General features: G+C 70.0%; 23 protein-coding genes and 1 pseudogene. 16 read left to right on the top strand and 8 right to left on the bottom strand.

From position 1 onward, the window contains the following. Positions 1 to 9: 9 nt before the first annotated feature. The 6 genes from ABZX11_RS05415 (at position 10) to ABZX11_RS05390 (ending at position 6,644) form a co-directional block, all read left to right on the top strand. A complete protein-coding gene (locus tag ABZX11_RS05415) occupies positions 10 to 513 on the top strand; it encodes a uridine kinase (RefSeq protein ID WP_354910462.1) in 504 nt (167 codons plus the stop codon). Positions 514 to 974: 461 nt separating this feature from the next. Further along, the gene (locus ABZX11_RS05410) at positions 975 to 2,522 is read left to right on the top strand and encodes an ABC transporter substrate-binding protein (RefSeq protein WP_176178085.1); all 1,548 of its coding nucleotides are present in this window, start codon (positions 975 to 977) and stop codon (positions 2,520 to 2,522) included. Positions 2,523 to 2,605: 83 nt separating this feature from the next. Continuing rightward, positions 2,606 to 3,607, top strand: a complete 1,002-nt coding sequence (locus ABZX11_RS05405; RefSeq protein WP_176174241.1) for an ABC transporter permease — start codon at positions 2,606 to 2,608, stop codon at positions 3,605 to 3,607. Next, the gene (locus ABZX11_RS05400; protein WP_176174242.1) at positions 3,604 to 4,533 is read left to right on the top strand and encodes an ABC transporter permease; all 930 of its coding nucleotides are present in this window, start codon (positions 3,604 to 3,606) and stop codon (positions 4,531 to 4,533) included. The genes ABZX11_RS05405 and ABZX11_RS05400 overlap by 4 nt, the downstream gene beginning before the upstream one ends. A gap of 6 nt (positions 4,534 to 4,539) precedes the next feature. After that, the gene (locus ABZX11_RS05395) at positions 4,540 to 5,535 is read left to right on the top strand and encodes an ABC transporter ATP-binding protein (protein WP_354910131.1); all 996 of its coding nucleotides are present in this window, start codon (positions 4,540 to 4,542) and stop codon (positions 5,533 to 5,535) included. After that, complete coding sequence (locus ABZX11_RS05390) at positions 5,532 to 6,644, top strand: oligopeptide/dipeptide ABC transporter ATP-binding protein (protein WP_176174244.1); 1,113 nt, start codon at positions 5,532 to 5,534, stop codon at positions 6,642 to 6,644. The genes ABZX11_RS05395 and ABZX11_RS05390 overlap by 4 nt, the downstream gene beginning before the upstream one ends. A gap of 38 nt (positions 6,645 to 6,682) precedes the next feature. Here the strand turns inward: ABZX11_RS05390 and ABZX11_RS05385 are convergent, their stop codons facing one another. After that, entirely contained in the window at positions 6,683 to 7,867 is a 1,185-nt protein-coding gene (locus ABZX11_RS05385; RefSeq protein ID WP_354910128.1) for a DUF6596 domain-containing protein, read from the bottom strand. Continuing rightward, positions 7,864 to 8,214, bottom strand: a complete 351-nt coding sequence (locus ABZX11_RS05380; RefSeq protein WP_176174246.1) for a YciI family protein — start codon at positions 8,212 to 8,214, stop codon at positions 7,864 to 7,866. Before ABZX11_RS05380 ends, ABZX11_RS05385 begins: the two co-directional genes overlap by 4 nt. A gap of 80 nt (positions 8,215 to 8,294) precedes the next feature. Between ABZX11_RS05380 and ABZX11_RS05375 the strand changes: the two genes are divergently transcribed. From ABZX11_RS05375 to ABZX11_RS05365, 3 genes and pseudogenes are all read left to right on the top strand, one after another. Further along, positions 8,295 to 8,726, top strand: coding sequence for a nuclear transport factor 2 family protein (locus ABZX11_RS05375; protein ID WP_354910125.1), 432 nt, complete (start codon positions 8,295 to 8,297; stop codon positions 8,724 to 8,726). 240 nt (positions 8,727 to 8,966) lie between these two features. Continuing rightward, a pseudogene (locus ABZX11_RS05370) lies at positions 8,967 to 9,344 on the top strand (leucine zipper domain-containing protein); the annotation flags it as partial. Between the two features lie 634 nt (positions 9,345 to 9,978). Next, a complete protein-coding gene (locus ABZX11_RS05365; RefSeq protein WP_176174248.1) occupies positions 9,979 to 10,626 on the top strand; it encodes a DedA family protein in 648 nt (215 codons plus the stop codon). Here the strand turns inward: ABZX11_RS05365 and ABZX11_RS05360 are convergent. Further along, the gene (locus tag ABZX11_RS05360) at positions 10,623 to 11,513 is read right to left on the bottom strand and encodes an EamA family transporter (protein ID WP_176174249.1); all 891 of its coding nucleotides are present in this window, start codon (positions 11,511 to 11,513) and stop codon (positions 10,623 to 10,625) included. The two genes, ABZX11_RS05365 and ABZX11_RS05360, sit on opposite strands and share 4 nt — an antisense overlap. Before the next feature lie 86 nt (positions 11,514 to 11,599). On the opposite strand from ABZX11_RS05360, the gene ABZX11_RS05355 reads away from it, so the two are divergent. Further along, entirely contained in the window at positions 11,600 to 12,505 is a 906-nt protein-coding gene (locus ABZX11_RS05355) for a LysR family transcriptional regulator (RefSeq protein ID WP_354910121.1), read from the top strand. On the opposite strand, the gene ABZX11_RS05350 is transcribed toward ABZX11_RS05355, so the two are convergent. Then, complete coding sequence (locus ABZX11_RS05350) at positions 12,495 to 13,097, bottom strand: TetR/AcrR family transcriptional regulator (protein WP_354910118.1); 603 nt, start codon at positions 13,095 to 13,097, stop codon at positions 12,495 to 12,497. The genes ABZX11_RS05355 and ABZX11_RS05350 overlap by 11 nt on opposite strands. A gap of 58 nt (positions 13,098 to 13,155) precedes the next feature. Between ABZX11_RS05350 and ABZX11_RS05345 the strand changes: the two genes are divergently transcribed. After that, positions 13,156 to 13,767, top strand: coding sequence for a peroxiredoxin-like family protein (locus ABZX11_RS05345; RefSeq protein WP_354910115.1), 612 nt, complete (start codon positions 13,156 to 13,158; stop codon positions 13,765 to 13,767). Here ABZX11_RS05345 and ABZX11_RS05340 read toward each other — a convergent pair. Next, entirely contained in the window at positions 13,754 to 14,305 is a 552-nt protein-coding gene (locus ABZX11_RS05340; RefSeq protein ID WP_176174253.1) for a VTT domain-containing protein, read from the bottom strand. The genes ABZX11_RS05345 and ABZX11_RS05340 overlap by 14 nt on opposite strands. Before the next feature lie 129 nt (positions 14,306 to 14,434). Here ABZX11_RS05340 and ABZX11_RS05335 point away from each other — a divergent pair, with 129 nt between their 5' ends. After that, positions 14,435 to 15,337 (top strand): SDR family oxidoreductase, encoded by a 903-nt coding sequence (locus tag ABZX11_RS05335; protein ID WP_354910113.1) that lies wholly within the window; start codon positions 14,435 to 14,437, stop codon positions 15,335 to 15,337. Here ABZX11_RS05335 and ABZX11_RS05330 read toward each other — a convergent pair. Continuing rightward, the gene (locus ABZX11_RS05330) at positions 15,328 to 16,305 is read right to left on the bottom strand and encodes a WYL domain-containing protein (protein ID WP_354910110.1); all 978 of its coding nucleotides are present in this window, start codon (positions 16,303 to 16,305) and stop codon (positions 15,328 to 15,330) included. The genes ABZX11_RS05335 and ABZX11_RS05330 overlap by 10 nt on opposite strands. Positions 16,306 to 16,308: 3 nt before the next feature. Beyond that, the gene (gene leuA, locus ABZX11_RS05325; protein ID WP_354910107.1) at positions 16,309 to 18,069 is read right to left on the bottom strand and encodes a 2-isopropylmalate synthase; all 1,761 of its coding nucleotides are present in this window, start codon (positions 18,067 to 18,069) and stop codon (positions 16,309 to 16,311) included. A 229-nt stretch (positions 18,070 to 18,298) separates the two neighbouring features. Here leuA and ABZX11_RS05320 point away from each other — a divergent pair, with 229 nt between their 5' ends. Continuing rightward, positions 18,299 to 18,667 carry a hypothetical protein gene (locus ABZX11_RS05320; protein ID WP_354910104.1) on the top strand — a complete coding sequence of 123 codons (369 nt, stop codon included), beginning with the start codon at positions 18,299 to 18,301 and terminating at the stop codon, positions 18,665 to 18,667. Here ABZX11_RS05320 and ABZX11_RS05315 read toward each other — a convergent pair. Next, positions 18,662 to 19,252 carry a nitroreductase family protein gene (locus ABZX11_RS05315; protein WP_254897079.1) on the bottom strand — a complete coding sequence of 197 codons (591 nt, stop codon included), beginning with the start codon at positions 19,250 to 19,252 and terminating at the stop codon, positions 18,662 to 18,664. The genes ABZX11_RS05320 and ABZX11_RS05315 overlap by 6 nt on opposite strands. 227 nt (positions 19,253 to 19,479) lie before the next feature. On the opposite strand from ABZX11_RS05315, the gene ABZX11_RS05310 reads away from it, so the two are divergent. The 3 genes from ABZX11_RS05310 to ABZX11_RS05300 all read left to right on the top strand — a co-directional run bounded on the left by ABZX11_RS05310 (position 19,480) and on the right by ABZX11_RS05300 (position 23,064). After that, positions 19,480 to 20,745, top strand: coding sequence for an aspartate kinase (locus ABZX11_RS05310; RefSeq protein ID WP_176174258.1), 1,266 nt, complete (start codon positions 19,480 to 19,482; stop codon positions 20,743 to 20,745). Then, positions 20,745 to 21,785, top strand: a complete 1,041-nt coding sequence (locus ABZX11_RS05305; protein WP_354910100.1) for an aspartate-semialdehyde dehydrogenase — start codon at positions 20,745 to 20,747, stop codon at positions 21,783 to 21,785. Before ABZX11_RS05310 ends, ABZX11_RS05305 begins: the two co-directional genes overlap by 1 nt. 88 nt (positions 21,786 to 21,873) lie before the next feature. Then, complete coding sequence (locus ABZX11_RS05300; protein WP_354910098.1) at positions 21,874 to 23,064, top strand: RtcB family protein; 1,191 nt, start codon at positions 21,874 to 21,876, stop codon at positions 23,062 to 23,064. Positions 23,065 to 23,068 lie beyond the last annotated feature (4 nt).

Genomic DNA, 23,068 nt, shown 5'->3' with positions numbered 1-23,068 from the left:
CCCGCGCGGCTGGGCCGGGTGCGCGTGCTGGCCATCGACGGCCCGTCGGGCGCCGGGAAGTCCACCCTGGCCGCCGAGGTCGTCGCTGCGCTGACCGCCCGCGGGTGCCGCACGGCCCTTGTGAGCACCGATGCCTTCGCGACCTGGGAAGACCCGGTTTCGTGGTGGCCCCGGCTGGTCGACGGCGTCCTGCGCCCGCTGGCTGACGGCGTTCCCGGGGCGTACCGGCGAATGGACTGGTCCACCGGGACGCCCCGGCCGGGTGAGCTCGTCCGGGTGGACGTACCGGACGTCCTGGTGCTGGAGGGCGTCTCCAGCGGCCGCACTTCGGCAAGACCCCTTCTTTCCGGCCTCTGCTGGCTCGCGGGCGGCACGGAGGCCGAGCGGCTGGCCAGGTCCGTGGCGCGCGACGGCGTCGCCGCAGAGGCCGAATTGGCGCGGTGGCAACGGTTCGAGCGCGGCTGGTTCGCCGTCGACGGCACCCCCGGGGCGGCCGGGACCCGACTTTCGTAGGGGACGGAGTGGTCACGCAGCGTGCGCGAAGCGCTCGGGATCGATCAAGCACTCCGTAGCCGGATACACGACCGGATCAATGTCGGTACCGCCATCTGAGTCATGGATCAGGCACCGGGCGCAGCCGTCAACGACAAATGGTCACATTCTGTCGTGATTTACGGACACATTGCGGTCAAATCGGTGTCCACGTAGCGCGATCGTAACCTCCCGTGCTTAAGTGCGGGCCGAGTTCCCGCTAGTGTCGGCGAGCACACCGACCGTCCGCCCGAGTTCCTGACCGACCGGACGGTGACTTTGAACCCGAAACATCTCCCAAGGGGTGCCAGATGCAGCAATTGCGGCTGACCCGAACACGCCGCGTGGCCCTGATCGGGCTGAGCGGCGCGCTCGCGGTTTCGCTGTCCGCCTGTGCGGAGTCCAAGCGTGACGAGGGCGCAGGGGGTGGTTCCGGGGGCACCATGATCTTCGGCGCGGCCGGTAACCCGAAGTTGTTCGACCCCATCTTCAACGACGAGGGCGAGACCTTCCGGATCACGCGGCAGATCTTCGACACGCTGATCCAGAACAAGCCGGGCACCGCCGACCTCGAGCCCTCGCTGGCCGAGAAGTGGGAGCCCAGCAACGACGGCAAGACCTGGACCTTCTCCCTCAAGCAGGGTGTGAAGTTCTCGGACGGCACCGCCTTCGACGCGGCCGCGGTCTGCTTCAACTTCGACCGCTGGTACAACATGAAGGGCGCCGCCGCCCAGAGCCAGATGATCTACTACGCCGACGTGTTCAGCGGCTTCGCCAAGAACGAGAGCACCGACTACGGCGACCCGGTCTACAAGAGCTGCGAAGCCAAGGACCCGGCCACCGCGGTCGTGAACCTGAACAAGGCGAAGGGCGCGTTCCCGGCGGCCTTCACCCTGCCGTCGTTCTCGATGCAGAGCCCGACCGCGCTCAAGCAGTACAAGGCGGACGAGGTCACCCAGTCCGGCGACTCGTTCACCTACAGCGAGTACGCGAACAAGCACCCGGTCGGCACCGGCCCGTTCAAGTTCGACAGCTGGGACCAGGGCAAGGGTGAGATCACCCTGTCCAAGAACGAGACCAGCCCGACCCAGACGGCCAAGCTCGACAAGCTGATCTTCAAGGTCATCCCGGACGAGAACGCCCGCAAGCAGGCGCTCAAGGCCGGCGACATCCAGGGTTACGACTACCCGGCGCCCGCGGACTACGGCCTGCTGCGCAACGAGGGCGAGCAGGTGCTGGTGCGCCCGCCGTTCAACGTCCTCTACCTGGGCATCAACCAGTCCGGCCCGGCCGCGGAGAAGCTGAAGAACCTCAAGGTCCGCCAGGCGCTGGCCTACGGCATCAACCGCGAGCAGTTCGTCAAGAGCAAGCTGCCCGAGGGCGCCGAGACGGCCACCGAGTTCGTGCCCAAGACGATCTCCGGCTACACCGACGACGTCACCAAGTACCCGTTCGACCAGGCGAAGGCCCGGCAGCTCCTGCAGGAAGCCGGCGCGACCGACCTGACGCTGAAGTTCTACTACCCGACCGAGGTCACCCGGCCGTACATGCCGAACCCGGCGGACGTCTTCACCTCGATCTCCGAGGACCTGAAGGCCATCGGCATCAAGATCGAGCCGGTCGCCAAGCCGTGGAACGGCGGCTACAAGGACGACGTCCAGAAGTTCGGCAAGCACGACCTGCACCTGCTCGGCTGGACCGGCGACTACAACGACGCCGGGAACTTCGTCGGCACCTTCTTCGGCCGCAAGAAGCCGGAGTTCGGGTTCGACAACCCGCAGCTGTTCCAGGCGCTGGCCGCCGCGGACGCTTCGCCCGCCGGTGACGCGCACGCGAAGGCGTACCAGGAAGTCAACAAGCAGATCATGGACTATCTGCCCGCCATCCCGATCTCCTACGGCCCGCCCGCCATCGTGGTCGGCCCGAAGGTCAAGGGCCTGGTCGCCAGCCCGCTGACCGACGAGCGGTTCAACACCGTCACCGTTAACTGAGAACCAATGCGAGGCATGGGGTGGGTGCTACCGCGCCCACCCCATGTTCCGTACTCAGCGGGCTGCCCCCTTAAGGACTGCAAGTGCTCCGTTTTCTCGTGCGTCGGCTGCTACAAGCGATCCCGACGCTGCTCATCCTGTCCATCCTGGTCTTCGCCTGGCTCAGGTCGCTGCCCGGAGGGCCCGCGGCCGCCCTCCTCGGCGACAAGGCAACGCCGGAGAAGATCGCCAACCTCAACCACGTGCTGGGGCTCGACCAGCCGGTCGTCATCCAGTACTTCAAGTTCCTCGGCCGCGCGGTCACCGGTGACTTCGGCGCCTCGCTGGTGTCCACCCAGCCGGTGATGTCGGAGATCGGCACCTTCCTGCCCGCCACCATCGAGCTGGGCATCTCCGCGATGATCATCGCGGTGCTCATCGGCATCCCGGCGGGCTACCTCTCGGCCCGCTACCGCGGTGGTGTCGCTGACAACGTGATCATCGTGCTGACGCTGATCGGCGTCGCGGTGCCGGTGTTCTTCCTCGGCTACATGATGCAGGACCTGCTCGCCGGGCCGCTGGGCCTGCCGTCGCAGGGCCGGCAGACCGCGGGGCTCGACGCCACCGCCATCACCAACTTCGCCGTCCTCGACGGCATCATGACGAGCGAATGGGACGCCGTCTGGGACGCGATCAAGCACCTGATCCTCCCGGCGTTCGCGCTCGCCACCATCCCGCTCGCGGTGATCACCCGGATCACCCGCGCTTCGGTGCTCGAAGTGCTCAACGAGGACTTCATCCGCACCGCCAACTCGAAGGGCCTCACGCAGCCCGTCGTGCGGCGGCGGCACGTGCTGCGCAACGGCCTGCTCCCGGTGGTCACCACCATCGGCCTGCAGACCGGCGCGCTGCTCGGCGGCGCGGTGCTGACCGAGCGGGTGTTCAACTTCCGCGGCCTCGGATTCCTGCTGGCCGAAGGCATCGAACGGCGTGACTACCCCCGGCTCCAGGCGCTGCTGCTGTTCGGCGCGCTGGTGTACGTGCTGGTGAACATGCTGGTCGACGTCTCGTACGGGATCATCGACCCGAGGGTGCGTGTGCGATGAACACTTTGCTGAACAAGAAGAAAGAGCCGATCGACAAGCTGGCCGCGGCGAGCGGCAACAGCCTCGGTCGCGAAGCGCTGCGGCGGATGCTGCGCAGCCCGGTCGCCATCACCGGTGGCGTGATCACCGGCCTGTTCGTGCTGCTGGCGGTGTTCGCGCCGCTGATCGCGCCCAAGGACCCGTTCGAGCGCTACCTGCAGGACAAGGTCGCGCTCGGCCAGGGGATCATCCCGGGCAGCCAGCCCGGTTTCCCGCTCGGCGTGGACGACTTCGGCCGCGACGAACTGTCGCGGCTGATCGTCGGCGCGCAGAACACCCTCCTCGTCGGCGTGCTGGCGACGGTGATCGGCGTGCTCCTCGGCATCATCATCGGCGGGCTCGCCGGTGCGTTCGGCGGCTGGGTCGACACCGTCCTCATGCGACTGGTCGACGTCATGCTGTCGGTGCCGTCGCTGCTGCTGGCGATCTCGGTCGCGGCGCTGTTCGCCAAGCCGAGCCAGTGGACGGTGATCCTCGCCGTCTCGCTGATCGGCGTGCCGATCTTCGCGCGGCTGCTGCGCGGTTCGATGCTGGTGCAGCGCGGCAGCGACCACGTCCTCGCGGCGACGTCGCTGGGCGTGAAGCGCGGCGCGATCGTGTTCCGGCACATGCTGCCGAACTCGCTCGGCCCGGTCATCGTGCAGGCCACGCTGACCCTGGCCACCGCCATCCTGGAGGCCGCGGCGCTGTCGTTCCTCGGCCTGGGCGATCCGGACCCGAACCGGGCGGAGTGGGGCATCATGCTGAGCAAGGGTGCCCGGCAGTTCCTCGACGTCCGGCCCGAGCTCGCGTACTACCCGGCCATCGCGATCATCATCGTCGCGCTCGGGTTCACGCTGCTCGGCGAGTCGCTCCGCGAAGCCCTCGACCCGAAGAACAGGCGGTGACAACCGATGGCACTCCTTGAAGTCCGTGACCTCACGGTCCAGTTCGTCCGCCGTGGCGAACAGCCCTTCACCGCCGTGGACAACGTCAGCTTCGACGTCGAGCCGGGTCAGACGGTCGGCCTGGTCGGCGAGTCCGGCTGCGGCAAGTCCGTGACGTCCCTGGCGATCATGCGGCTGCTGGCCAAGCGCGGCAACAAGGTCTCCGGTTCGGTGCGCTTCGAGGGCACCGACCTGCTCGCGCTGTCCGACCGGGACATGCGCGACCGCCGGGGCCGCGACCTCGGCATGGTGTTCCAGGACCCGCTGTCCTCGCTGAACCCGGTCATCCCGATCGGGCTGCAGATCACCGAGGTGCTGGAGCGCCACCGCGGGATGTCGCGCAAGGCGGCGTCCGTCGAAGCGGTGGACCTGCTCGACAAGGTCGGCATCCCCGACCCGTCGCGCCGGCTTTCCGAGTACCCGCACCAGCTTTCCGGCGGGATGCGGCAGCGCGCGCTGATCGCGATCGCGCTGGCGTGCCGTCCGCGGCTGCTCATCGCCGACGAGCCGACCACCGCGCTGGACGTCACCATCCAGGCGCAGATCCTGGCGCTGCTGCGGGAACTGGTGCAGGACACCGGTACCGCGCTGATCATGATCACGCACGACCTCGGCGTGGTCGCCGGGCTGTGCGACGAGGTCAACGTGCTCTACGGCGGCAAGATCGTCGAGCGGGCGCAGCGGCACCAGCTGTTCGCCGAGCCGCGGCACCCGTACACGCACGGCCTGCTCGCCTCGATCCCGCGCCTGGACGCGGGCCGCGGCGAGAAGCTGATCCCCATCCGGGGTTCGGTGGCCGACAACATCCCGTGGGAGCACGGGTGCGCGTTCGCGCCGCGCTGCCCCAACGCGCTGCCGGTCTGCCGCGAGGTCCAGCCGCAGCTGGTGCCCGACCAGGGCGGCCTGCTGCGCTGTCACAACCCCGTGCGGCCCGCGGTCGCCGCGGGAGGAGGAACCCGATGACCCGTCCTGCTGGTGACGTGCTGCTCGAGGTCACCGACCTCAAGGTGCACTTCCCGATCAAGCGCGGCGTCGTGATCGACCGGACGGTCGGGCACGTGTACGCGGTCGACGGCGTCGACCTGGCCATCCGCCGCGGCGAAACCTACGGCCTGGTGGGCGAATCCGGCTGCGGAAAGTCCACTTTGGGCCGGGCGATCCTGCGGCTCAACGAGCCGACCGCCGGTTCCGTGAAGTTCGACGGCACCGACGTCGCCCAGCTCAAGGGCGAGGAACTGCGGAAGGCCCGGCGCCGGATGCAGATGGTCTTCCAGGACCCGATGTCCAGTTTGGACCCGCGCCAGTCGGTGGAGTCCATCCTGCTCGAGGGCATGCACGCGCACGGCCTCGACAAGGACAAGGAAGCCACCCAGCGGCGGCTGCGGCAGCTGCTGGCCGCGGTCGGCCTCCCGGAGACGTCGCTGCGGAAGTACCCGCACGAGTTCTCGGGCGGTCAGCGCCAGCGCATCGGCATCGCGCGGGCGCTGGCGGTGGAGCCGGACCTGATCGTCGCCGACGAGCCGGTGTCCGCATTGGACGTTTCGGTGCAGGCCCAGGTGGTGAACCTGCTGGAGGACCTGCAGGACCAGCTCGGCCTGACGTACGTGGTGATCGCGCACGACCTCGCGGTGGTCCGCCACATCTCCGACCGCATCGGCGTGATGTACCTGGGCGCGCTGGTCGAGGAGACCGACGCGGACTCGCTGTACCGGGAGCCGCTGCACCCGTACACGCGGGCGCTGCTTTCGGCCATCCCGGTGCCGGACCCGGTGGTCGAGGACACCCGCGAGCAGATCCTGCTGGCGGGCGACCTGCCGTCGCCGGCGAACCCGCCGTCGGGCTGCCGCTTCCACACGCGCTGCCCGTGGCGGCAAGCGAGCCTGTGCGACACCGACCGGCCGCAGCTGCGCGAAATCGGCGGCGGGCACCGGGTGGCGTGCCACTACGCGGAGGACATCCGCGACGGGCGCATCCAGCCGCACGAGGTGGAGCCGGAGCTGGTGGAACTGACCGGGGCGCTCAACCCCGACCTCGGCCCGCCGGACATCGGCACCTCCGCCGAGATCCTCTGAAGTGACGGCCGACCGGGCCTCGTCCCGGTCGGCCGTTCTCATGTCGCCAGACCGGCGGCCCGGGACTGCAGGTACGCCTGTTCCGGCAGGCTGAGCGTCCGCCGCGAGGCGGCCAGGTACGCCGCCCGGGCGCCGGCCAGGTCGCCGGTGCTTTCGAGCAGGTGCGCGCGGATGGCGTCGACGCGGTGGTGCCGCGCGAGGTGCTTTTCCGCCTCGCGCAGCTCCGCCAGCCCCGCTTCGGGGCCGTGGACCTGCGCGAACGCCACCACACGGTTCAGCGTCACCATCGGCCCGGGCGCGACGACCCGCAGCAGGTCGTACAGCGTGAGGATCTGCGCCCAATCGGTGTCTTCGCCGGTCGGGGCCTCGTCGTGGACCGCGGCGATCGCCGCCTGCAGCTGGTACGGGCCGACGGGGGTGGTCGCGAGGGCCGTGGTGATCAGCGCGACGCCCTCGTCGATGAACGCCCGGTTCCAGCGGGTCCGGTCCTGTTCGGCCAGCGGGACGAGGGCACCGGCGGTGTCGACGCGGGCCGGGCGCCGGGCCTCGGTCAGCAGCATCAGGGCGAGCAGGCCGGCGACCTCGCCGTCGGCCGGGAGTTCCGCGCGCAGCTGCCGGGTCAGCCGGATGGCCTCGGTCGTCAGGTCGACGCGGCTCAGCGCGTCACCCGAACTGGCGGTGTGGCCCTCGGTGAAGATCAGGCAGAGCACCTGCAGCACGGCGGCCAGCCGCTCGGGGCGCTGGTCGTTCGTGAGCGGTTCGCCTTTCAGCTTCTGTTTCGCGCGGCTGATCCGCTGGCCGATCGTGGCCTCGGGGACGAGGAAGGCCCGTGCGATCTCGGCGGTGGTCAGCCCGCCGACGGCCCGCAGGGTGAGCGCGACCCGCGACGGCGGGTTCAGGGCCGGGTGGCAGCAGAGCAGCAGCAGGGTCAGGGTGTCGTCCACCCCGCCGGCCGGCTCGCCCCCGGCCGGCTCGCTCCGGGCAACGGCTTCCTCACGCCGCCGCCGCGCGGTCTCGCTGCGCCACTGCTCGATCCGCCGCCGGGACGCGGCGGTGATCAGCCACCCCTTCGGGTGATCCGGAACGCCCTCGACCGGCCACTGTTGCGAGGCGGCGAGCAGGGCTTCCTGGACGGCGTCCTCGCAGGCGTCGAAGTCGCCGTACCGCCGGACGAGCGCGGCGAGGACCTGCGGAGCGAGCTCGCGGAACAGGCGTTCGGTCACAGCTCGGGTCCGTGCAGCCCCATCACCGGCCGCACTTCGACCTTGCCGAAGGAGGCTTCCGGCACCCTCGCGGCGATCTCGAGGGCGCGGTCTTCGCTTTCGCAGTCGAGCAGGTAGAACCCGGCGAGGAACTCCTTGGTCTCGGCGAACGGGCCGTCGGTGCGGCCCACCTGCTTGGTCAGCTCGGGGTAGGCGAGCCGTTCGGAGACGATCCGCTCGCCGGAGGCATCGAGATCGTCGTTGAGCTGCTGGTAGTAGGCGAGCCCGGCGGCCCGCTGCGCATCGGTCATCCCCTCCCACGCGGCGCGCGACTCGGGGTTGCCGTAGATCAGGACCACGTATTTCACGTTCGTCTCCCGCCTCCTGTCGAAATCCGTCCGTCGGTGTCTACGTCCACTGTGCAACCACCGACCTTGAGGAGAATGGCATGAGTGAGCAGCAGATCCGCGATCTGATGGCGGCGCGTGAGGCGGCAATGGCGGCCCGTGACGCGTCCACGTTGGGCTCCCACTACGCGCCGGACGTCGTGGCGTTCACGTTGGCACCGCCGTTGGCACAGCGTGGGGCTGACGTGATTTCCGTCGAGGCGCGGGAGGCCTGGTTCGAGACGTTCGAGGGGCCGATCGAGTACGAGATCCGGGACTTGGAGGTGTTCCTCGGGGGAGATATCGCGTACTGCCACGCGTTGAACCGGCTTTCGGCCAGGCCGAAGGGGGCGCCGGCGGGGTTTTCGCTGTGGTTCCGGTCGACTGTGTGTTTTCGGCGGGAGGGTGGGGAGTGGCTGATCACGCACGTGCACGACTCGACGCCGTTCCACATGGATGGGACGTTGCGGGCTGCTGTGGATTTGAAGCCCTGATCGGTGTTCCGGGTGGCGCCAGCCACGAGTCGGGCTTTCTGCTGGTCGGCCTTCCACCTTTGGTCGCCCAGCCCGGCAGAATTTCGCCGCTGCCCCCGCCCTTCCCTGGGGGCGTGCCCTGGTTGTACTGCCCGGGGAGGTTGCGGTCGTGGTGACACGTGATCGGATCGTCTTGGTGTGAGAGAGGGCCTCCGGGTTCGGTGTGGATTGCGACGTCTACGCCGAGCAACGGAGGCCCTCGTGTCCCACGCCAACGCACCCCTGACCCCGACCGGCGGACTCCGCCTGGCCCGCTGCATCGTCGAGGACGGCCGGCCACTTCGACGAGCTGCGGAGCGGTTCGAGGTCTCGGTCTCCACCGCCGCCCGGTGGGCCTGCCGTTACCGCAACCACGGTGACGCCGGGATGGCGGACCGGTCCAGCCGTCCCCGCACCAGCCCGAACCAGACACCGACGCGGACCGAGCGGCGAGTCAAAGTCCGGGTCCTGCGCCGCGAGGGACCGGCCCGCATCGCCTACCTGCTCGGGCTGAACCCCTCCACGGTGCACCGGATCTTGACCCGCTACCGGCTCCCCCATCTGGACCGGGTCACTTCGGCTCCGATCCGCCGCTACGAACACCTGCCACTCTGGCTGCACACCTACAACCACCACCGCGGACACACCGCACTCGCAGGCCACCCACCCGCCGGCCCCGCCCCCGGACAGCTCCCCGCCCTTCCCTGGGGGCGTGCCCAAGTCCAGTCTATCGGCCGGGTCCGTCCGGATCGCTCGATCGGGGGTTATCCACCGAAGTTGTCCACAGGGAGTGAGAGTTGTGGATAACTCCGGTGGATAAGCGCTCGGGTGCCCCCAGCCGAGCCGAACGCCGGATTGTTCAACGGCCCTCACGTCGTGTCAAGGCGGGAAAGCGTGCCTTGACACGACGTGACGGCCGCTGAGGGGGCTGCGTATCGGTTCGGCAGGGGGGTGTGCTCGGTTGGGTGATTTGGCCGCCGGTGAGAAGGGCCTTCGGCCGGCGGCGAGGTGGGTGGTCGCGGGAGCGTTGGCCGGCGGCCGGGTGGGTGGTCGCGGTGGCTTCGGCCTGCGGTGGGCGGGCGGTCACCGCGGCTTCGGACGGCGGCAGGCAACCCCGCACCCGACCAAAGTCGTACCCCGGGCAATACCTGAGGATGCCGCCCCGCGCGCACCGCCCCCGGTACCCTTCGGAAAGCGAACACCAATCCCGACGTGGTACCAGGGGGTACGGGCTGTGCACATCGACCAGTGGCTGGAGGCGATCCCGCCGATTTCGGTGTACCTGATCGTCGGCGCGGTGATCATGATCGAAAGCCTCGGCATCCCGCTTCCCGGTGAAGTCGTGCTGGTCAGCGCCGCCCTGCTCACCGTCACCCACCCCACCCTGAGCCCGCTTTGGGTCGGCGTCGTGGCCAGTGCGGGGGCCATCGTCGGTGACAGCATCGGCTATCTGATCGGGAAAACCGGGGGGCAACGGCTGTTCGCCTGGGCGGGCCGGAAATTCCCGAAGCACTTCGGGCCGACGCATATCGCCAACGCCGAACGGATCTTCAACAAACGCGGTATGTGGGCCGTGTTCTTCGGCCGGTTCATCGCTTTCCTGCGCATCCTCGCCGGCCCGCTCGCCGGGTCGCTGCGCATGCACTACCCGAAGTTCCTCATCGCCAACGCGCTCGGCGGCATCGCCTGGGCCGGCGGCACGACCGCCCTCATCTACTACGTCGGCGAGGCCGCCGAGAAGTGGCTCGGCAACTTCTCCAAATACGGCCTGCTCGCGGCCGTCGTGATCGGTGCCGTTGTCTTCATCATCATGAAGAAGCGGCTCGGCCGCGAGCACAAGAGTGACGCCGAAACCCCGCAGCAGGAAGAGACCGCCGCCTAAACCGCGGCGAGTTCTCGCTTGGGCGCGGTTCGCAGCGATCCGAGCAGGACGCCGGCGATCACGACGGCGGCCGCGCCCACCTCGAGCCAGGTCGGCCTCTCGCCCAGGAACACGAACGACGCCGTCAGGCCGACCACCGGCACCAGCAGCGAAAACGGCGACACCACGCCGGCCGGGTTGCGGCGCATCAGCGTTGTCCACAGGCCCGATCCGACCACCGTGCCGATCAGCACGACGTACGCCAGCCCCGCGAGCGCGGTCAGACCGGTCGGCGTCCCGAGCGTCGTCAGCGAACGCCACTGCGCCGCCGGGCCCTCCATGACCAGGGACAACGCGAACATCGGCAGCGGCGGCACCACCGACATCCACAGCGTGAAGTGCAGCGGGTTGTCCGGCTCGGCCTTGCGCGTGCTCAGGTTGCCGAACGCCCAGCTCAGCGCGGCCAGCAGGGTCAGCACCATCGGAAGCAGCGCCGCGTGCCCGGACCGCTGCCACGCGATCGCCGCCATCCCGGCCACCGCCAGCGCGATGCCCGCCAGCTGGTGCGGGGTGACGCGTTCGCGCAGGAACACCGCGCCGAGCAGCACCGTGAACGGTGCCGACGCCTGCAGGACCAGCGACGCGAGCCCGGTCGGCATCCCGGTGTTCATCGCGATGAACAGGAACGCGAACTGCCCGGTGCCGAACCCCAGGCCGTAGCCGAGCAGGTGCCGCACCTTCACCTTCGGCCACGGCACGAACAGGATGGTCGGCACGGCGATCACGGCGAACCGCAGCGCGCCCGCGAACACCGGCGGGAACTGGCCGAGGGTGGCGTGGATGGCCAGGAAGTTCAGGCCCCACAGGACGGCGACGAGCACGGCGAGCAGACGGTCACGAGCGGGCATGCCTCCACTCTGACAAGCCGCACAGTGAAGGACCAGCGAGATTATCTGCAGGAACCTTGTAGCTGTGCTTCAAGTACAGTGACGGCGTGGATCTGGGCCGGTTGCGCACGCTGCGGGAGTTCGCCGACCGCGGGAGCGTGACGGCGGCCGCGCGGGCGCTGCACTGCACGCCGTCCGCCGTTTCGCAGCAGCTGCGCGCCCTGCAGGGCGAGGTCGGCCTGCCACTCACCGAACCGGCCGGGCGCGGGCTGCGGCTGACCGATGCCGGCCGTGCGCTGGTCGCCCGGGCGGACGAGGTGCTCGCCGCGCTCGAACGGGCCGAGTCCGAACTGGACACCTACCGCAGCGCGCCGCGCGGGCGGGTGCGGATCGCCATCTTCCAGTCGGCCGGGCTGATGCTGCTGCCGGGGCTGCTGACCCGCGTCGCCGGGTACGACGGGCTGGAGGTCGACGTCCGGGATGTCGACATGACGCCACCGGAGGTGCCCGGCCTGGTCGCGGACTACGACGTCGTCGTGGCGCACCGCGACGAGCACGCGCCGGCGTTCGACTCCGGCCGCCTCGAGGTGGTGCCGCTGCTGCGGGAGCCGCTCGACGTCGCGCTGCCGATCGGGCACCGGCTGGCGAACCGGCGCCGCGTCGAGCTGGCCGAGCTGGCGGACGAACGCTGGATCAGCGTCGACTTCGGCTTCCCGGTCGACGACGTGCTGCGCTCCCTGACCATCCGCACCGGCGTGCGGCCGGTGGTGGTGCAGCGGATCAACGACTTCCGGATCACCGAACGCCTGGTCGCGGCGGGCCACGGCATCGCGCTGCTGCCGCGGTACACGATGAACACGGGCCGCGGCAGCGGCTTGGTCGGCCGTCCGCTGGCCGGCATCCGCGCGGCGCGGCTGGTGGAGGCGGTGTGCCGCACCGGCGCGCTGCAGCGCCCGGCGGTGGCCAAGGTGATCGACGAACTGCGGGCGGAGATCGCCCAGCTCACGGCTTGAAGCCTCGCAGGTAGGTGAGCGCGATCCCCAGCGCGTCCTCCAGTGCCGTGAGGTCGTGCCGGATGTGGGCCAGCAGCAGTCCACCGTGGACGGACGTCATCGCCGCCTGCGCCAGCCGCGCCGGGTCGACGTCCGGGGCGAGCTCTCCCTTGTCCTGCAACGTGGTCAGCCCGCGGGCCAGGTGGGACTCCCATGTCCGGTAGGCCTGGTCGACCAGTGGTGCGAGCTTCGGGTTGTCGCCCACTTCGCCCGCGAGGTTGCCCAGTGGGCAGGCGATCGGGCCGCCCGCGCGGTGGTGGACGTCCAGCAGCTGCTCGGTCCACGTCTCGAGGTCGGCCCAGGAAGCCAGCGTGAAGATCGCCGGCTGGTTGCCGAGGATCTGCTCCAGGTACCGGTCGATCACGGCCTCGACCAGCTGTTCCTTGTTCTTGAAGTAGTGGTACATCTGCGATTTCCCGGCCCCGCTGGCGGCGAGCACCTTGTCGACGCTCGTACCCGCCACGCCGTCGACGTACATCAGCGCGGCCGCGGCGTCGACGATCGCGTCGCGGGTCCGCTTGCCGCGCGGGGTCGAAGCTGCTTGCGCCTCCATGTACCGGATAGTACAGTTCGGCCCACTGTACCGATCAGTACAACTGCTAGGGGGATCCATGACGCTCGACAACGCCTTGGCCGGCCTCAACCACCAGCTCCGCAGCGCGCTGCCACCGGAGATCGCCGAAATCCTCGAAGCGGACCGGCGCCGGGGCGCCACGGATTTCGCCGAGGTGGGCGCCAAGATCGAGGACTTCACGCTGCCGGCAGCCGACGGGACGCCGACGAGCCTCGGCGAACTCGTCGCCGACGGGCCGGCGGTACTCGTCTTCTACCGCGGCCAGTGGTGCCCGTACTGCAACCTGACCCTGCGCACCTACCAGCAGGAACTGCTGCCCGAGCTGGCGCACTTCGGGGCGGGGCTGGCCGCGATCAGCCCGCAGCGGCCGGACGCCCCGGTGCCGGACCTGGCGTTCCCGGTGCTTTCGGACGCCGGAAGCACGGTCGCGCGGGGGCTCGGGCTGAGCTACCCGGTGTCCGCGCCGGTGCGGGACGCGATGGTGACCCTGGGCACCGACCTCGAGCAGGTCAACGGCACCTGGGAGCTGGTCCACCCGGCGGTGCTCGTGGTCGATCGGGACCGCGTGCTCCGGTTCGTCGACGTCCACCCGGACTTCGTCACGCGGACCGAGCCGTCGGCGATCCTCGAGGCCCTCAAGTCGATTTGACGCTGTGCCGCACCCGGTAGGTGATCACCGAACCCAGGACCAGGGCCACGGCCAGGGAGAGCAGCAGGCTGATCCCGGGTTCGGTGACCACCCGGCCGCCGGCGTAGCCGAGGAGGGCCACGTACGACGTCCAGAGGGTGACGCCGACGGCCGATGCGGTGAAGAACTCCGCCATCGGCCACCGGAGCGATCCGGCGAGGAGCGCACCGATCGTCCCGCCCGACGGCAGCCAGCGGGCGGCCACCAGCACCGGCCGGGGGTGGCGCTGCAGCCGCCCGTCGAGCCAGCCGAGGCCGGCGGCGAACTTGCGCCGCCGGCTCAGCCGGTCCAGCGCCGCCCGGCCACCGAACCGGCCGAGGGCGTAGAGCGCCTGGTCGGACGCCAGGCACCCGGCACTCGCCACGGCGATCACCAGCGCCAGCGACGTCCCGCCCTGCGCCGCCGAGATCCCCATGCCGAGGATGGTCACCTCGGTGGGCAGCAGCGGCACGAGCGCGACGACGAACAGCACCAGCAGTCCCGCCGTCGATCCGTCCACACCTCCATTAACCACCCGCCCGCGGCGCGGCACTCCCGATCACCTGGGACTCACAGCAACCCGACAGCCGGCCCACAGCTTCGGAAACCATGCCAGGAGTTGTCATGGTTCGGCGCGAACGTGGTCGGCATGAGCACTCTTTCCGGAAAAGTCGCACTGGTGGCAGGCGGTACGCGTGGCGCGAGCCGGGCGATCGCGGTCGAACTGGGCCGCGCGGGCGCGTTCGTGTACGTCACCGGGCGCTCGACGCGCACCGAGCGGTCCGAAGTGGGCCGTCCCGAGACGATCGAAGAGACCGCCGAGCTGGTCGAACGGGCGGGTGGCCGGGCGGAGGCGATCCGCGTCGACCACCTGGTGCCGGCCGAGGTCGAAGCGCTGGCCAAGCGGATCGACCACCTCGACATCCTGGTCGACGGCCTCTGGGGCGGCGACCAGCACCTGGGCTGGGGCAAGCCGGTGTGGGAGCACGACCTGGCCGCCGGCCTGCGGATGATCCGCCTCGGCGTCGACGCGCACCTGATCACCAGCCACTTCCTGCTCCCGCTGCTGATCGACCGGCCCGGCGGGCTGGTCGTCGAGCTGACCGACGGCACGGCCGAGTACAACGCGAAGTACCGCGAAGGCACTTCGCTGCCCTTCTACCTGGCGAAGGCGTCGGCGCACCTGCTGGCGATCGGCGAGGCGGCGGAACTGGCTTCGCACGGCGCGACCGCCGTCGCCTTCACCCCCGGCTACCTGCGGTCGGAGGCGATGCTCGAGATCTACGGGGTGACCGAGGCGAACTGGCGTGACGCCTGCGAGCGCGTCCCGCACTTCGCGATCTCGGAAACGCCGACGTTCTGCGGGCGCACGGTGGTGGCGCTGGCGGCGGACCCGGACCGGCACCGGTGGACCGGGCAGACGGTGAACAGCGGCCGGCTGGCGAAGGAGTACGGCGTGGACGACGTCGACGGCAGCCGGCCGGACGCTTGGCGGTACATGACGGAGGTGGCGGACGCCGGAAAGCCCGCGGACACCACCGGCTACCGGTGAGCGTTGCGGGCGGCCAGCTCCGCGCCGATCGCGGCGAGGGCCGCCCGCAGTTCCACCGGTTCCACGACCTCCACGCCCGGGCTGAGCGCGACCAGCTGGCCGAGGCCGATCTCGCCGTCTTCCAGGGCGAGCTCGGCCTCGGTCCACCCGTCGTCGTCCGGTGGGCCCAGCGACTCGACCGTGTCCGCCAGGTGCTCCCCGCCGAAGACCCGGCGCAGCTCGCGCACCGCGGTCTGGTTCAGCCGGGCGCGCACCCGCACCGGCCGCGCGACCTGCTCGAACGCCGTCGACGACGCCCGCCACCAGTCGGCCAGATCGAACGACGGCGGCCGCTCGAACGCGGTGTCGAGCTCGGCCACCGAGAGGATCCGCGAGACGCGGTAGGTGCGCAGCGCGTCGTCCGGCACCACCCGGGCGACCAGGTACCAGACACCCGCCTTGAGCACGAGCCCGAGCGGTTCGAGCTCCCGCGAAGCCACCTTGTCCCGGCGCCGGTACGTCACCGAGACCCGCCGTTGCGACCACACCGCCTGCGCCACGGCCGCCAGCGACGGCGGCTCGTCCGGCGAGCCGAACCAGCCCGGGGCGTCCAGGTGGAACCGACCGGCCACCAGCGCGGCGTGTTCCCGCAGCTCCGCGGGCATGCCTGCGGACACCTTCGCCCGCGCCGCGCTGCCCGCGGTGTCGAGACCCAGCCCGGCGAGCGCGTCCGGCACGCCGAGCGCGAACAGCGCGACGGCCTCGCGCGCGGTCAGCCCGTCGAGCCCGGCCCGCCAGCCGTTGACCAGCCGGAAGCCGCCGTGCCGGCCCTGCTCGGTCCACAACGGAACACCCGCTTCGCGCAGGGCGGCCAGGTCGCGGTGCATCGTCCGTTCCGAAACGCCCAGTTCGGCAGCGAGCTCGGCGGCGGTCGCGCTGCGCCGCCGTTGCAGCGTGAACAGCAGCGCGACCAGCCGCTCGGCCTTCACCGGCTACCGGTTGGCGCGGTTCACCGCCGAGACGACCGCGCGCAGCGACGCGGTGACGATCGACGGGTCGATGCCGATGCCCCAGAACACGCGGTCAGAGATCGCGCACTCGATGTAGGACGCCGCGCGCGCGTCGTCGCCCGGCGAGAGCGTGTGCTCGCTGTAGTCCAGCAGGCGCAGGTCGTACCCGACCGTCGACAGCGCGTCGAAGAACGCCGCGATCGGGCCGTTCCCGCGGCCGGTGACCTCGTGCTCGTCACCCTCCACGCGCACGGTCGCGGTGATGTCGTACTCGCCGTCGCCGTTGTCGCGGACGTGCTGGCGGACCAGCTCCAGCGGCGTCTTCAGCTCCAGGTACTCGGCCGCGAAGGCGTTGTACATCGTCGTCGGGTCGACCTCGCCGCCCTCGGTGTCGGTGTAGCGCTGGATGACCTTCGAGAACTCGATCTGCAGCCGACGCGGCAGGTCGAGCTGGTGCTCGGCCTTCATGATGTAGGCGACGCCGCCCTTGCCGGACTGCGAGTTCACCCGGATCACGGCCTCGTACGTGCGGCCGACGTCCTTGGGGTCGATCGGCAGGTACGGGACCTCCCAGGGGTACTCGTCGACCGGTACGCCCGCCTTGTCGGCGGCGTCCTTCAGCGCGTCGAGGCCCTTGTTGATCGCGTCCTGGTGGCTGCCCGAGAAGGCGGTGAAGACCAGGTCGCCGCCCCACGGCGAGCGCTCGCCGACCGGCAGCTGGTTGCAGTACTCGACCGTCCGCTTGATCTCGTCCATGTCGGAGAAGTCGATCTGCGGGTCGATGCCCTGGCTGTAGAGGTTCATGCCCAGCGCGACCAGGTCGACGTTGCCGGTGCGCTCGCCGTTGCCGAACAGGCAGCCTTCGATCCGGTCGGCGCCGGCCTGGTAGCCCAGCTCGGCGGCGGCGATGCCGGTGCCGCGGTCGTTGTGCGGGTGCAGCGACAGGATCACCGAGTCGCGGCGGGCCAGGTTCCGGCTCATCCACTCGATCGAGTCGGCGTAGACGTTCGGCGTCGCCATCTCGACGGTCGCCGGCAGGTTCAGGATCACCGGCTTCTCCGGCGTCGGCTGCCAGATCTCGGTGACGGCGTTGCAGACCTCGAGCGCGTAGGACAGCTCGGTGCCGGTGTAGGACTCCGGCGAGTACTGGAACCGGAAGTCGGTGTCGGGCTGCTTCGCGGCCAGCTCGACGACCATTTCCGCGGCCTGCGTCGCGATCTTCTTGATGCCTTCGCGCTCCTCGCGGAAGACGACGCGGCGCTGCAGGATCGAGGTCGAGTTGTAGATGTGGACGATCGCGCGCGGCGCGCCTTCGAGCGACTGGAAGGTCCGCTCGATCAGCTCGGGACGGCACTGGGTCAGCACCTGGATGCTGACGTCGTCCGGGATGGCGTGGTCTTCGATGATCTCGCGGACGAAGTCGAAGTCCGTCTGCGACGCCGCCGGGAAGCCGACCTCGATCTCCTTGTAGCCCATGCGGACCAGCAGGTCGAAGAACTTGCGCTTGCGCGCCGGCGACATCGGGTCGATCAGGGCCTGGTTGCCGTCACGCAGGTCGACGGCGCACCACAGCGGCGCGCGCTCGATGCGCTTCTCGGGCCAGGTGCGGTCGGGCAGGTCGATGTTCTCGACCAGGTCGTACCAGGGGCGGTAGCGGTGCACCGGCATGGACGTGCCGCGCTGGGTGTTCCAGGCGGGCTGGCCGGCGGGCGCGGGACGCGACGGTTTGCGGATCTTGCTCATGGGATTTGGGGTGTCTCCAGCTCGACGGGTGCGACCGGCACCACGAAGCCCCGCGACGGGGAGCCGGTCCGGTCAGGCCCCGTCGCGGCAGCGAAGCAGGAGAGCACGCGCCACGGCCCCCACCATAACCACGGAACGCCGGGTGAGGGAAGCCGGGCCGTGCCGGAACTGTTACCCGGATGGTTACTTGTGGGTAGCAATCGGCTGGGTGGCGTGCGAAACTGCGGGCATGGGTGAGCACGCAGAGTCGTCATCGGAGGAGACGCGCGTCTCCCGGCGCGCCGCCGTCGACTGGCGCCGCACCGGGGGCAGGGCGGCTTCGCTGGTGGCGTCGATCGTCCGCTGGGTCGGCTTGGTCTTCGCGGCCATCCTGGTGATCCACGTGATCTTCACGGTCGGCTCGGCGAACCCGGACAACGGAATCGTGTCGTTCGTCAAGTCCTGGGCGGACAGCCTCGCGCTCGGCTTCGGCGACCTGTTCACGCCGAGTGACGAGAAGCTGCGCGTGCTGGTCAACTACGGCATCGCGGCGATCTTCTGGATGGTCGTGTCCGGGATCTTGGCCAAGGTCATCCGCCGGGTGGGCGGGGCGTCATAGCGCCGGCTTGCCCCAGGAGTCGGTGAAGGCGAACTCCTCGAGCGGCAGCCGCGCCCGGTCGGCCTTCTCCCGCTCGATCCGCCAGTCCTCCTCGAGCACCTCCGGCGACGCCACCGACCCCACCGCGATCGCGACCTTGGGGACGACGTCGTCGGGGAGCGAGAACGCCGCGCGCACGGCTTCCGGGGAGAAGCCCGCCATCTGGTGGGCGACCAGGTCCAGCTCGACCGCCTGCAGGACGAGGTTCTCCGCCGCCAGCCCGAGCCCGTACTCCGCGTAGGGGACTTCGCCCTTCTCGTTCGTCGTCACCATGACGCCGACCAGCAGCAGGCTCGCCCGGCGCGCCCAGGCCTGGTTGCCCGAGTTCAACGACCCCAGGATCGCGTCGAACGACGGCGTGCCGCGGACGCCCACCAGGAAGCGGGCCGGCTGCGTGTTGCCGAACGACGGCGCCCAGCGGGCCGCTTCCAGCAGCGCGCGTACCTGCTCGTGGGTGACGACGGCTGACTCGTCGTAGGCCCGCGGGCTCCACCGTTCCGCCATCAGGGTTGCGATCGGGACACTCGTCACAGCAGGCTTTCGCACGATCAACAGCGTACCCACGAGTGCTGTGCGTCACTCGGGCGGAAGGGCTCCGCGCATTTCGTTGGTGTTGCGGAAGATTTACTTCCCCGACACCCATGGGACGAGTGAGCCCCACGTCAAGAGGGTGGCGGGCCGCCCGCGCCCCGGTAGGCTCCAGTTCAAATCATGGGACGCGGGGGCTCCTCGGTGCCCACCAGGAGCCGCCCGGCCCGCGAGGAGGTTCGGGCGTGGCCCTCGTGGTCCAGAAGTACGGCGGATCGTCGCTGGAAAGTGCCGACCGGATCAAGCGCGTGGCGGAGCGGATCGTCGCGACGAAGAAGGCGGGCAACGACGTCGTCGTCGTCTGCTCGGCGATGGGTGACACCACCGACGAGCTGCTCGACCTGGCGCAGCAGGTGAACCCGGCGCCGCCGGAGCGGGAGATGGACATGCTGCTCACCGCGGGTGAGCGCATCTCGAACTCGCTGGTCGCGATGGCGATCGCGGCCCAGGGCGCCGAGGCCTGGTCGTTCACCGGTTCGCAGGCCGGCGTCGTGACGACGTCGGTGCACGGCAACGCCCGCATCATCGACGTCACGCCCAGCCGCGTCACCGAGGCCCTCGACCAGGGCTACATCGCGCTGGTGGCCGGGTTCCAGGGCGTCGCGCAGGACACGAAGGACATCACCACGCTGGGCCGCGGCGGGTCGGACACCACCGCCGTCGCGCTGGCCGCCGCGCTGAACGCCGACGTCTGCGAGATCTACTCCGATGTGGACGGTGTGTACACCGCCGACCCGCGGGTGGTGCCGGACGCGAAGAAGCTCGACACCGTCACCTACGAAGAGATGCTCGAGCTCGCCGCGAGCGGGTCGAAGATCCTGCACCTGCGGTCGGTCGAGTACGCGCGCCGCTACGGCGTCCCGATCCGAGTCCGTTCTTCCTACAGTGACAAGCCGGGCACGACGGTGACCGGTTCTATCGAGGAGATCCCCGTGGAACAAGCCCTGATCACCGGTGTGGCGCACGACCGCTCCGAAGCCAAGATCACGGTGACCGGGGTGCCGGACACCACCGGTGCCGCGGCCCGGATCTTCCGCGTGATCGCCGATGCCGAGATCGACATCGACATGGTGCTGCAGAACGTGTCCAGCACCGTCTCCGGCCGCACCGACATCACGTTCACGCTGTCGAAGGCCAACGGCGCCAAGGCCGTCAAGGAACTGGAGAAGGTCAAGGCGGAGATCGGCTTCGAGTCGGTGCTCTACGACGACCACGTCGGCAAGGTGTCGCTGGTCGGCGCCGGGATGCGCTCGCACCCGGGTGTCACGGCGACGTTCTGCGAAGCGCTGGCCGAGGCCGGCGTCAACATCGAAATCATCAACACCTCGGAGATCCGCATCTCGGTGCTGATCCGGGACGCGCAGCTCGACGACGCCGTGCGCGCGATCCACGAGGCGTTCGAACTCGGCGGCGACGAAGAAGCCGTCGTCTACGCGGGGAGTGGTCGCTGATGGCGGACGGGTTGCGGGTCGGGGTGGTCGGCGCGACCGGCCAGGTCGGTGCGGTGATGCGCAAGCTGCTGGCGGAGCGGGAGTTCCCCGTCGCCGAGCTGCGCTACTTCGCTTCGGCGCGCTCGGCGGGTTCGAAGCTTCCCTGGCGTGACACGGAAATCACGGTCGAGGACGCCTCGACGGCGGATCTGTCCGGTTTGGACATCGCGCTGTTCTCCGCGGGCGGGTCGACGTCGAAGGCGCAGGCGCCGCGCTTCGCCGCGGCCGGGGCCACGGTGATCGACAACTCCTCGGCGTTCCGGATGGACCCGGACGTGCCACTGGTCGTCAGCGAGGTCAACCCCGAGGCGATCAAGGAAGCGCGCAAGGGGATCATCGCGAACCCCAACTGCACCACGATGGCCGCAATGCCGGTGCTCAAGCCGCTGCACGACGAGGCCGGGCTGGTCCGGCTGGTCGCGTCGACGTACCAGGCGGTGTCCGGCAGCGGGCTGGCCGGCGTCGACGAGCTGGCGGGCCAAGTCCGCGCCGCGGCGGAACACGCGTCGCTGCTGACCCACGACGGCGCGGCGATCGAGTTCCCGAAGCCGGAGAAGTACGTCCGCCCGATCGCGTTCAACGTCCTCCCGATGGCCGGGTCCATTGTGGACGACGGCGAGCTGGAGACGGACGAGGAGAAGAAGTTCCGCAACGAGAGCCGCAAGATCCTGAGCATCCCGGGCCTCGGCGTCTCGTGCACCTGCGTGCGCGTGCCGGTGTTCTCGGGGCACTCGATCTCGGTGAACGCGGAGTTCTCGCAGCCGTTGCCGGTCGAGCGCGCGACGCAGCTGCTGGCGCAGGCGCCGGGGGTCGAGCTGTCGGAGATCCCGACCCCGCTGCAGGCGGCGGGCAACGACCCGAGCTACGTCGGCCGCATCCGGGTGGACCAGGGCGTCGAGGGTGGCCGCGGCTTGGCGCTGTTCATCTCGAACGACAACCTGCGCAAGGGCGCGGCGCTCAACGCCGTGCAGATCGCGGAGCTGGTGGCGCAGCAGCTGTAGGCCACAGTGGACAGCTGAATAATCGCTTTTCGTTTGGCGGTGCCCGGGGGATCCTGGGCACCGCCAAACGCTTTCCAGGGGAGGAAACATGTACACCGCTGTCGAGGGGGCTCGCGTCCCGATCCGGATGTGGGCGGATCCCGCGTCGGTCGAAGACCAGGCCATGCGGCAGCTGCACAACGTCGCGAACCTGCCGTGGGTGCACGGCGTCGCCGTGATGCCCGACGTCCACTACGGCAAGGGCGCCACCGTCGGCAGCGTCATCGCGATGCGTGACGCCGTCTCGCCGGCCGCGGTCGGCGTCGACATCGGGTGCGGCATGAGCGCCGTCCGGACGTCGCTCACCGCGAGCGACCTGCCCGACGACCTCGGCAAGCTGCGCCGGGGCATCGAGAAGGCCGTTCCCGTCGGTTTCGGGATGCACCGGACGCCGGTGAACCCGGCCAAGGTGCACGGTGTCGGCGGCTGGGACGCGTTCTGGAAGGGCTTCGGTGAGCTGCACCCCGGCGTCCAGGAGCTGCACGACCGGGCCGCGCGGCAGATCGGGAGCCTCGGCGGCGGGAACCACTTCATCGAGGTCTGCCTCGAGCAGGGTGGCGCCGACGAAGGCCGGGTCTGGCTGATGCTGCACTCGGGTTCGCGCAACATCGGCAAGGAGCTGGCCGAGCGGCACATGGCCGTCGCGCGCAAGCTGCCGCACAACGCGGACCTGCCCGATCGCGACCTCGCGGTGTTCGTCGCGGGCACGCCGGAGATGGCGGCCTACCGCCGTGACCTGTTCTGGGCGCAGGACTACGCGGCGCGCAACCGCGCCACGATGGTCGCGCTGCTCAAGCAGGCCGTGCGCGACGAGCTCCCGCAGGTGACGTTCGACGACGCGATCTCGTGCCACCACAACTACGTCGCCGAGGAGACCTACGACGGCGTCGAGCTGCTCGTCACCCGGAAGGGCGCGATCCGCGCCGGATCGGGTGACCTCGGGATCATCCCGGGCAGCATGGGGACCGGTTCGTACATCGTCCGCGGGCTGGGCAACGACTCGTCCTTCCAGTCGGCGTCGCACGGCGCCGGCCGCCGGATGTCGCGGACCAAGGCGAAGAAGCTGTTCACCGCCGACGACCTCGCGACGCAGACGGCGGGCGTCGAGTGCCGCAAGGACTCGGGCGTGGTCGACGAGATCCCGGCGGCGTACAAGGACATCGAAACGGTGATCCGTGCGCAGACGGACCTGGTCGAGGTCGTGGCGCACCTCAAGCAGGTGGTCTGCGTCAAGGGCTGACGGT

The sequence above is a fragment of the Amycolatopsis sp. NPDC004169 genome (genome assembly GCF_040610315.1).
Lineage (GTDB): Bacteria > Actinomycetota > Actinomycetes > Mycobacteriales > Pseudonocardiaceae > Amycolatopsis.
This window is presented reverse-complemented; position numbering and strand designations above follow the sequence as displayed.

Excerpts from the sequence above, each read along its gene's own strand:
- ABZX11_RS05400 (WP_176174242.1), top strand. The coding sequence starts at position 3,604 with ATGAACACTTTGCTGAACAAGAAGAAAGAGCCGATCGACAAGCTGGCC.
- ABZX11_RS05360 (WP_176174249.1), bottom strand. The coding sequence starts at position 11,513 with ATGCCCGCTCGTGACCGTCTGCTCGCCGTGCTCGTCGCCGTCCTGTGG.
- ABZX11_RS05410 (WP_176178085.1), top strand. The coding sequence starts at position 975 with ATGATCTTCGGCGCGGCCGGTAACCCGAAGTTGTTCGACCCCATCTTC.
- ABZX11_RS05305 (WP_354910100.1), top strand. The coding sequence starts at position 20,745 with ATGGCGGACGGGTTGCGGGTCGGGGTGGTCGGCGCGACCGGCCAGGTC.
- ABZX11_RS05395 (WP_354910131.1), top strand. The coding sequence starts at position 4,540 with ATGGCACTCCTTGAAGTCCGTGACCTCACGGTCCAGTTCGTCCGCCGT.
- ABZX11_RS05345 (WP_354910115.1), top strand. The coding sequence starts at position 13,156 with ATGACGCTCGACAACGCCTTGGCCGGCCTCAACCACCAGCTCCGCAGC.
- ABZX11_RS05390 (WP_176174244.1), top strand. The coding sequence starts at position 5,532 with ATGACCCGTCCTGCTGGTGACGTGCTGCTCGAGGTCACCGACCTCAAG.
- ABZX11_RS05350 (WP_354910118.1), bottom strand. The coding sequence starts at position 13,097 with ATGGAGGCGCAAGCAGCTTCGACCCCGCGCGGCAAGCGGACCCGCGAC.
- ABZX11_RS05375 (WP_354910125.1), top strand. The coding sequence starts at position 8,295 with ATGAGTGAGCAGCAGATCCGCGATCTGATGGCGGCGCGTGAGGCGGCA.
- ABZX11_RS05320 (WP_354910104.1), top strand. The coding sequence starts at position 18,299 with ATGGGTGAGCACGCAGAGTCGTCATCGGAGGAGACGCGCGTCTCCCGG.
- ABZX11_RS05335 (WP_354910113.1), top strand. The coding sequence starts at position 14,435 with ATGAGCACTCTTTCCGGAAAAGTCGCACTGGTGGCAGGCGGTACGCGT.
- ABZX11_RS05300 (WP_354910098.1), top strand. The coding sequence starts at position 21,874 with ATGTACACCGCTGTCGAGGGGGCTCGCGTCCCGATCCGGATGTGGGCG.
- leuA (WP_354910107.1), bottom strand. The coding sequence starts at position 18,069 with ATGAGCAAGATCCGCAAACCGTCGCGTCCCGCGCCCGCCGGCCAGCCC.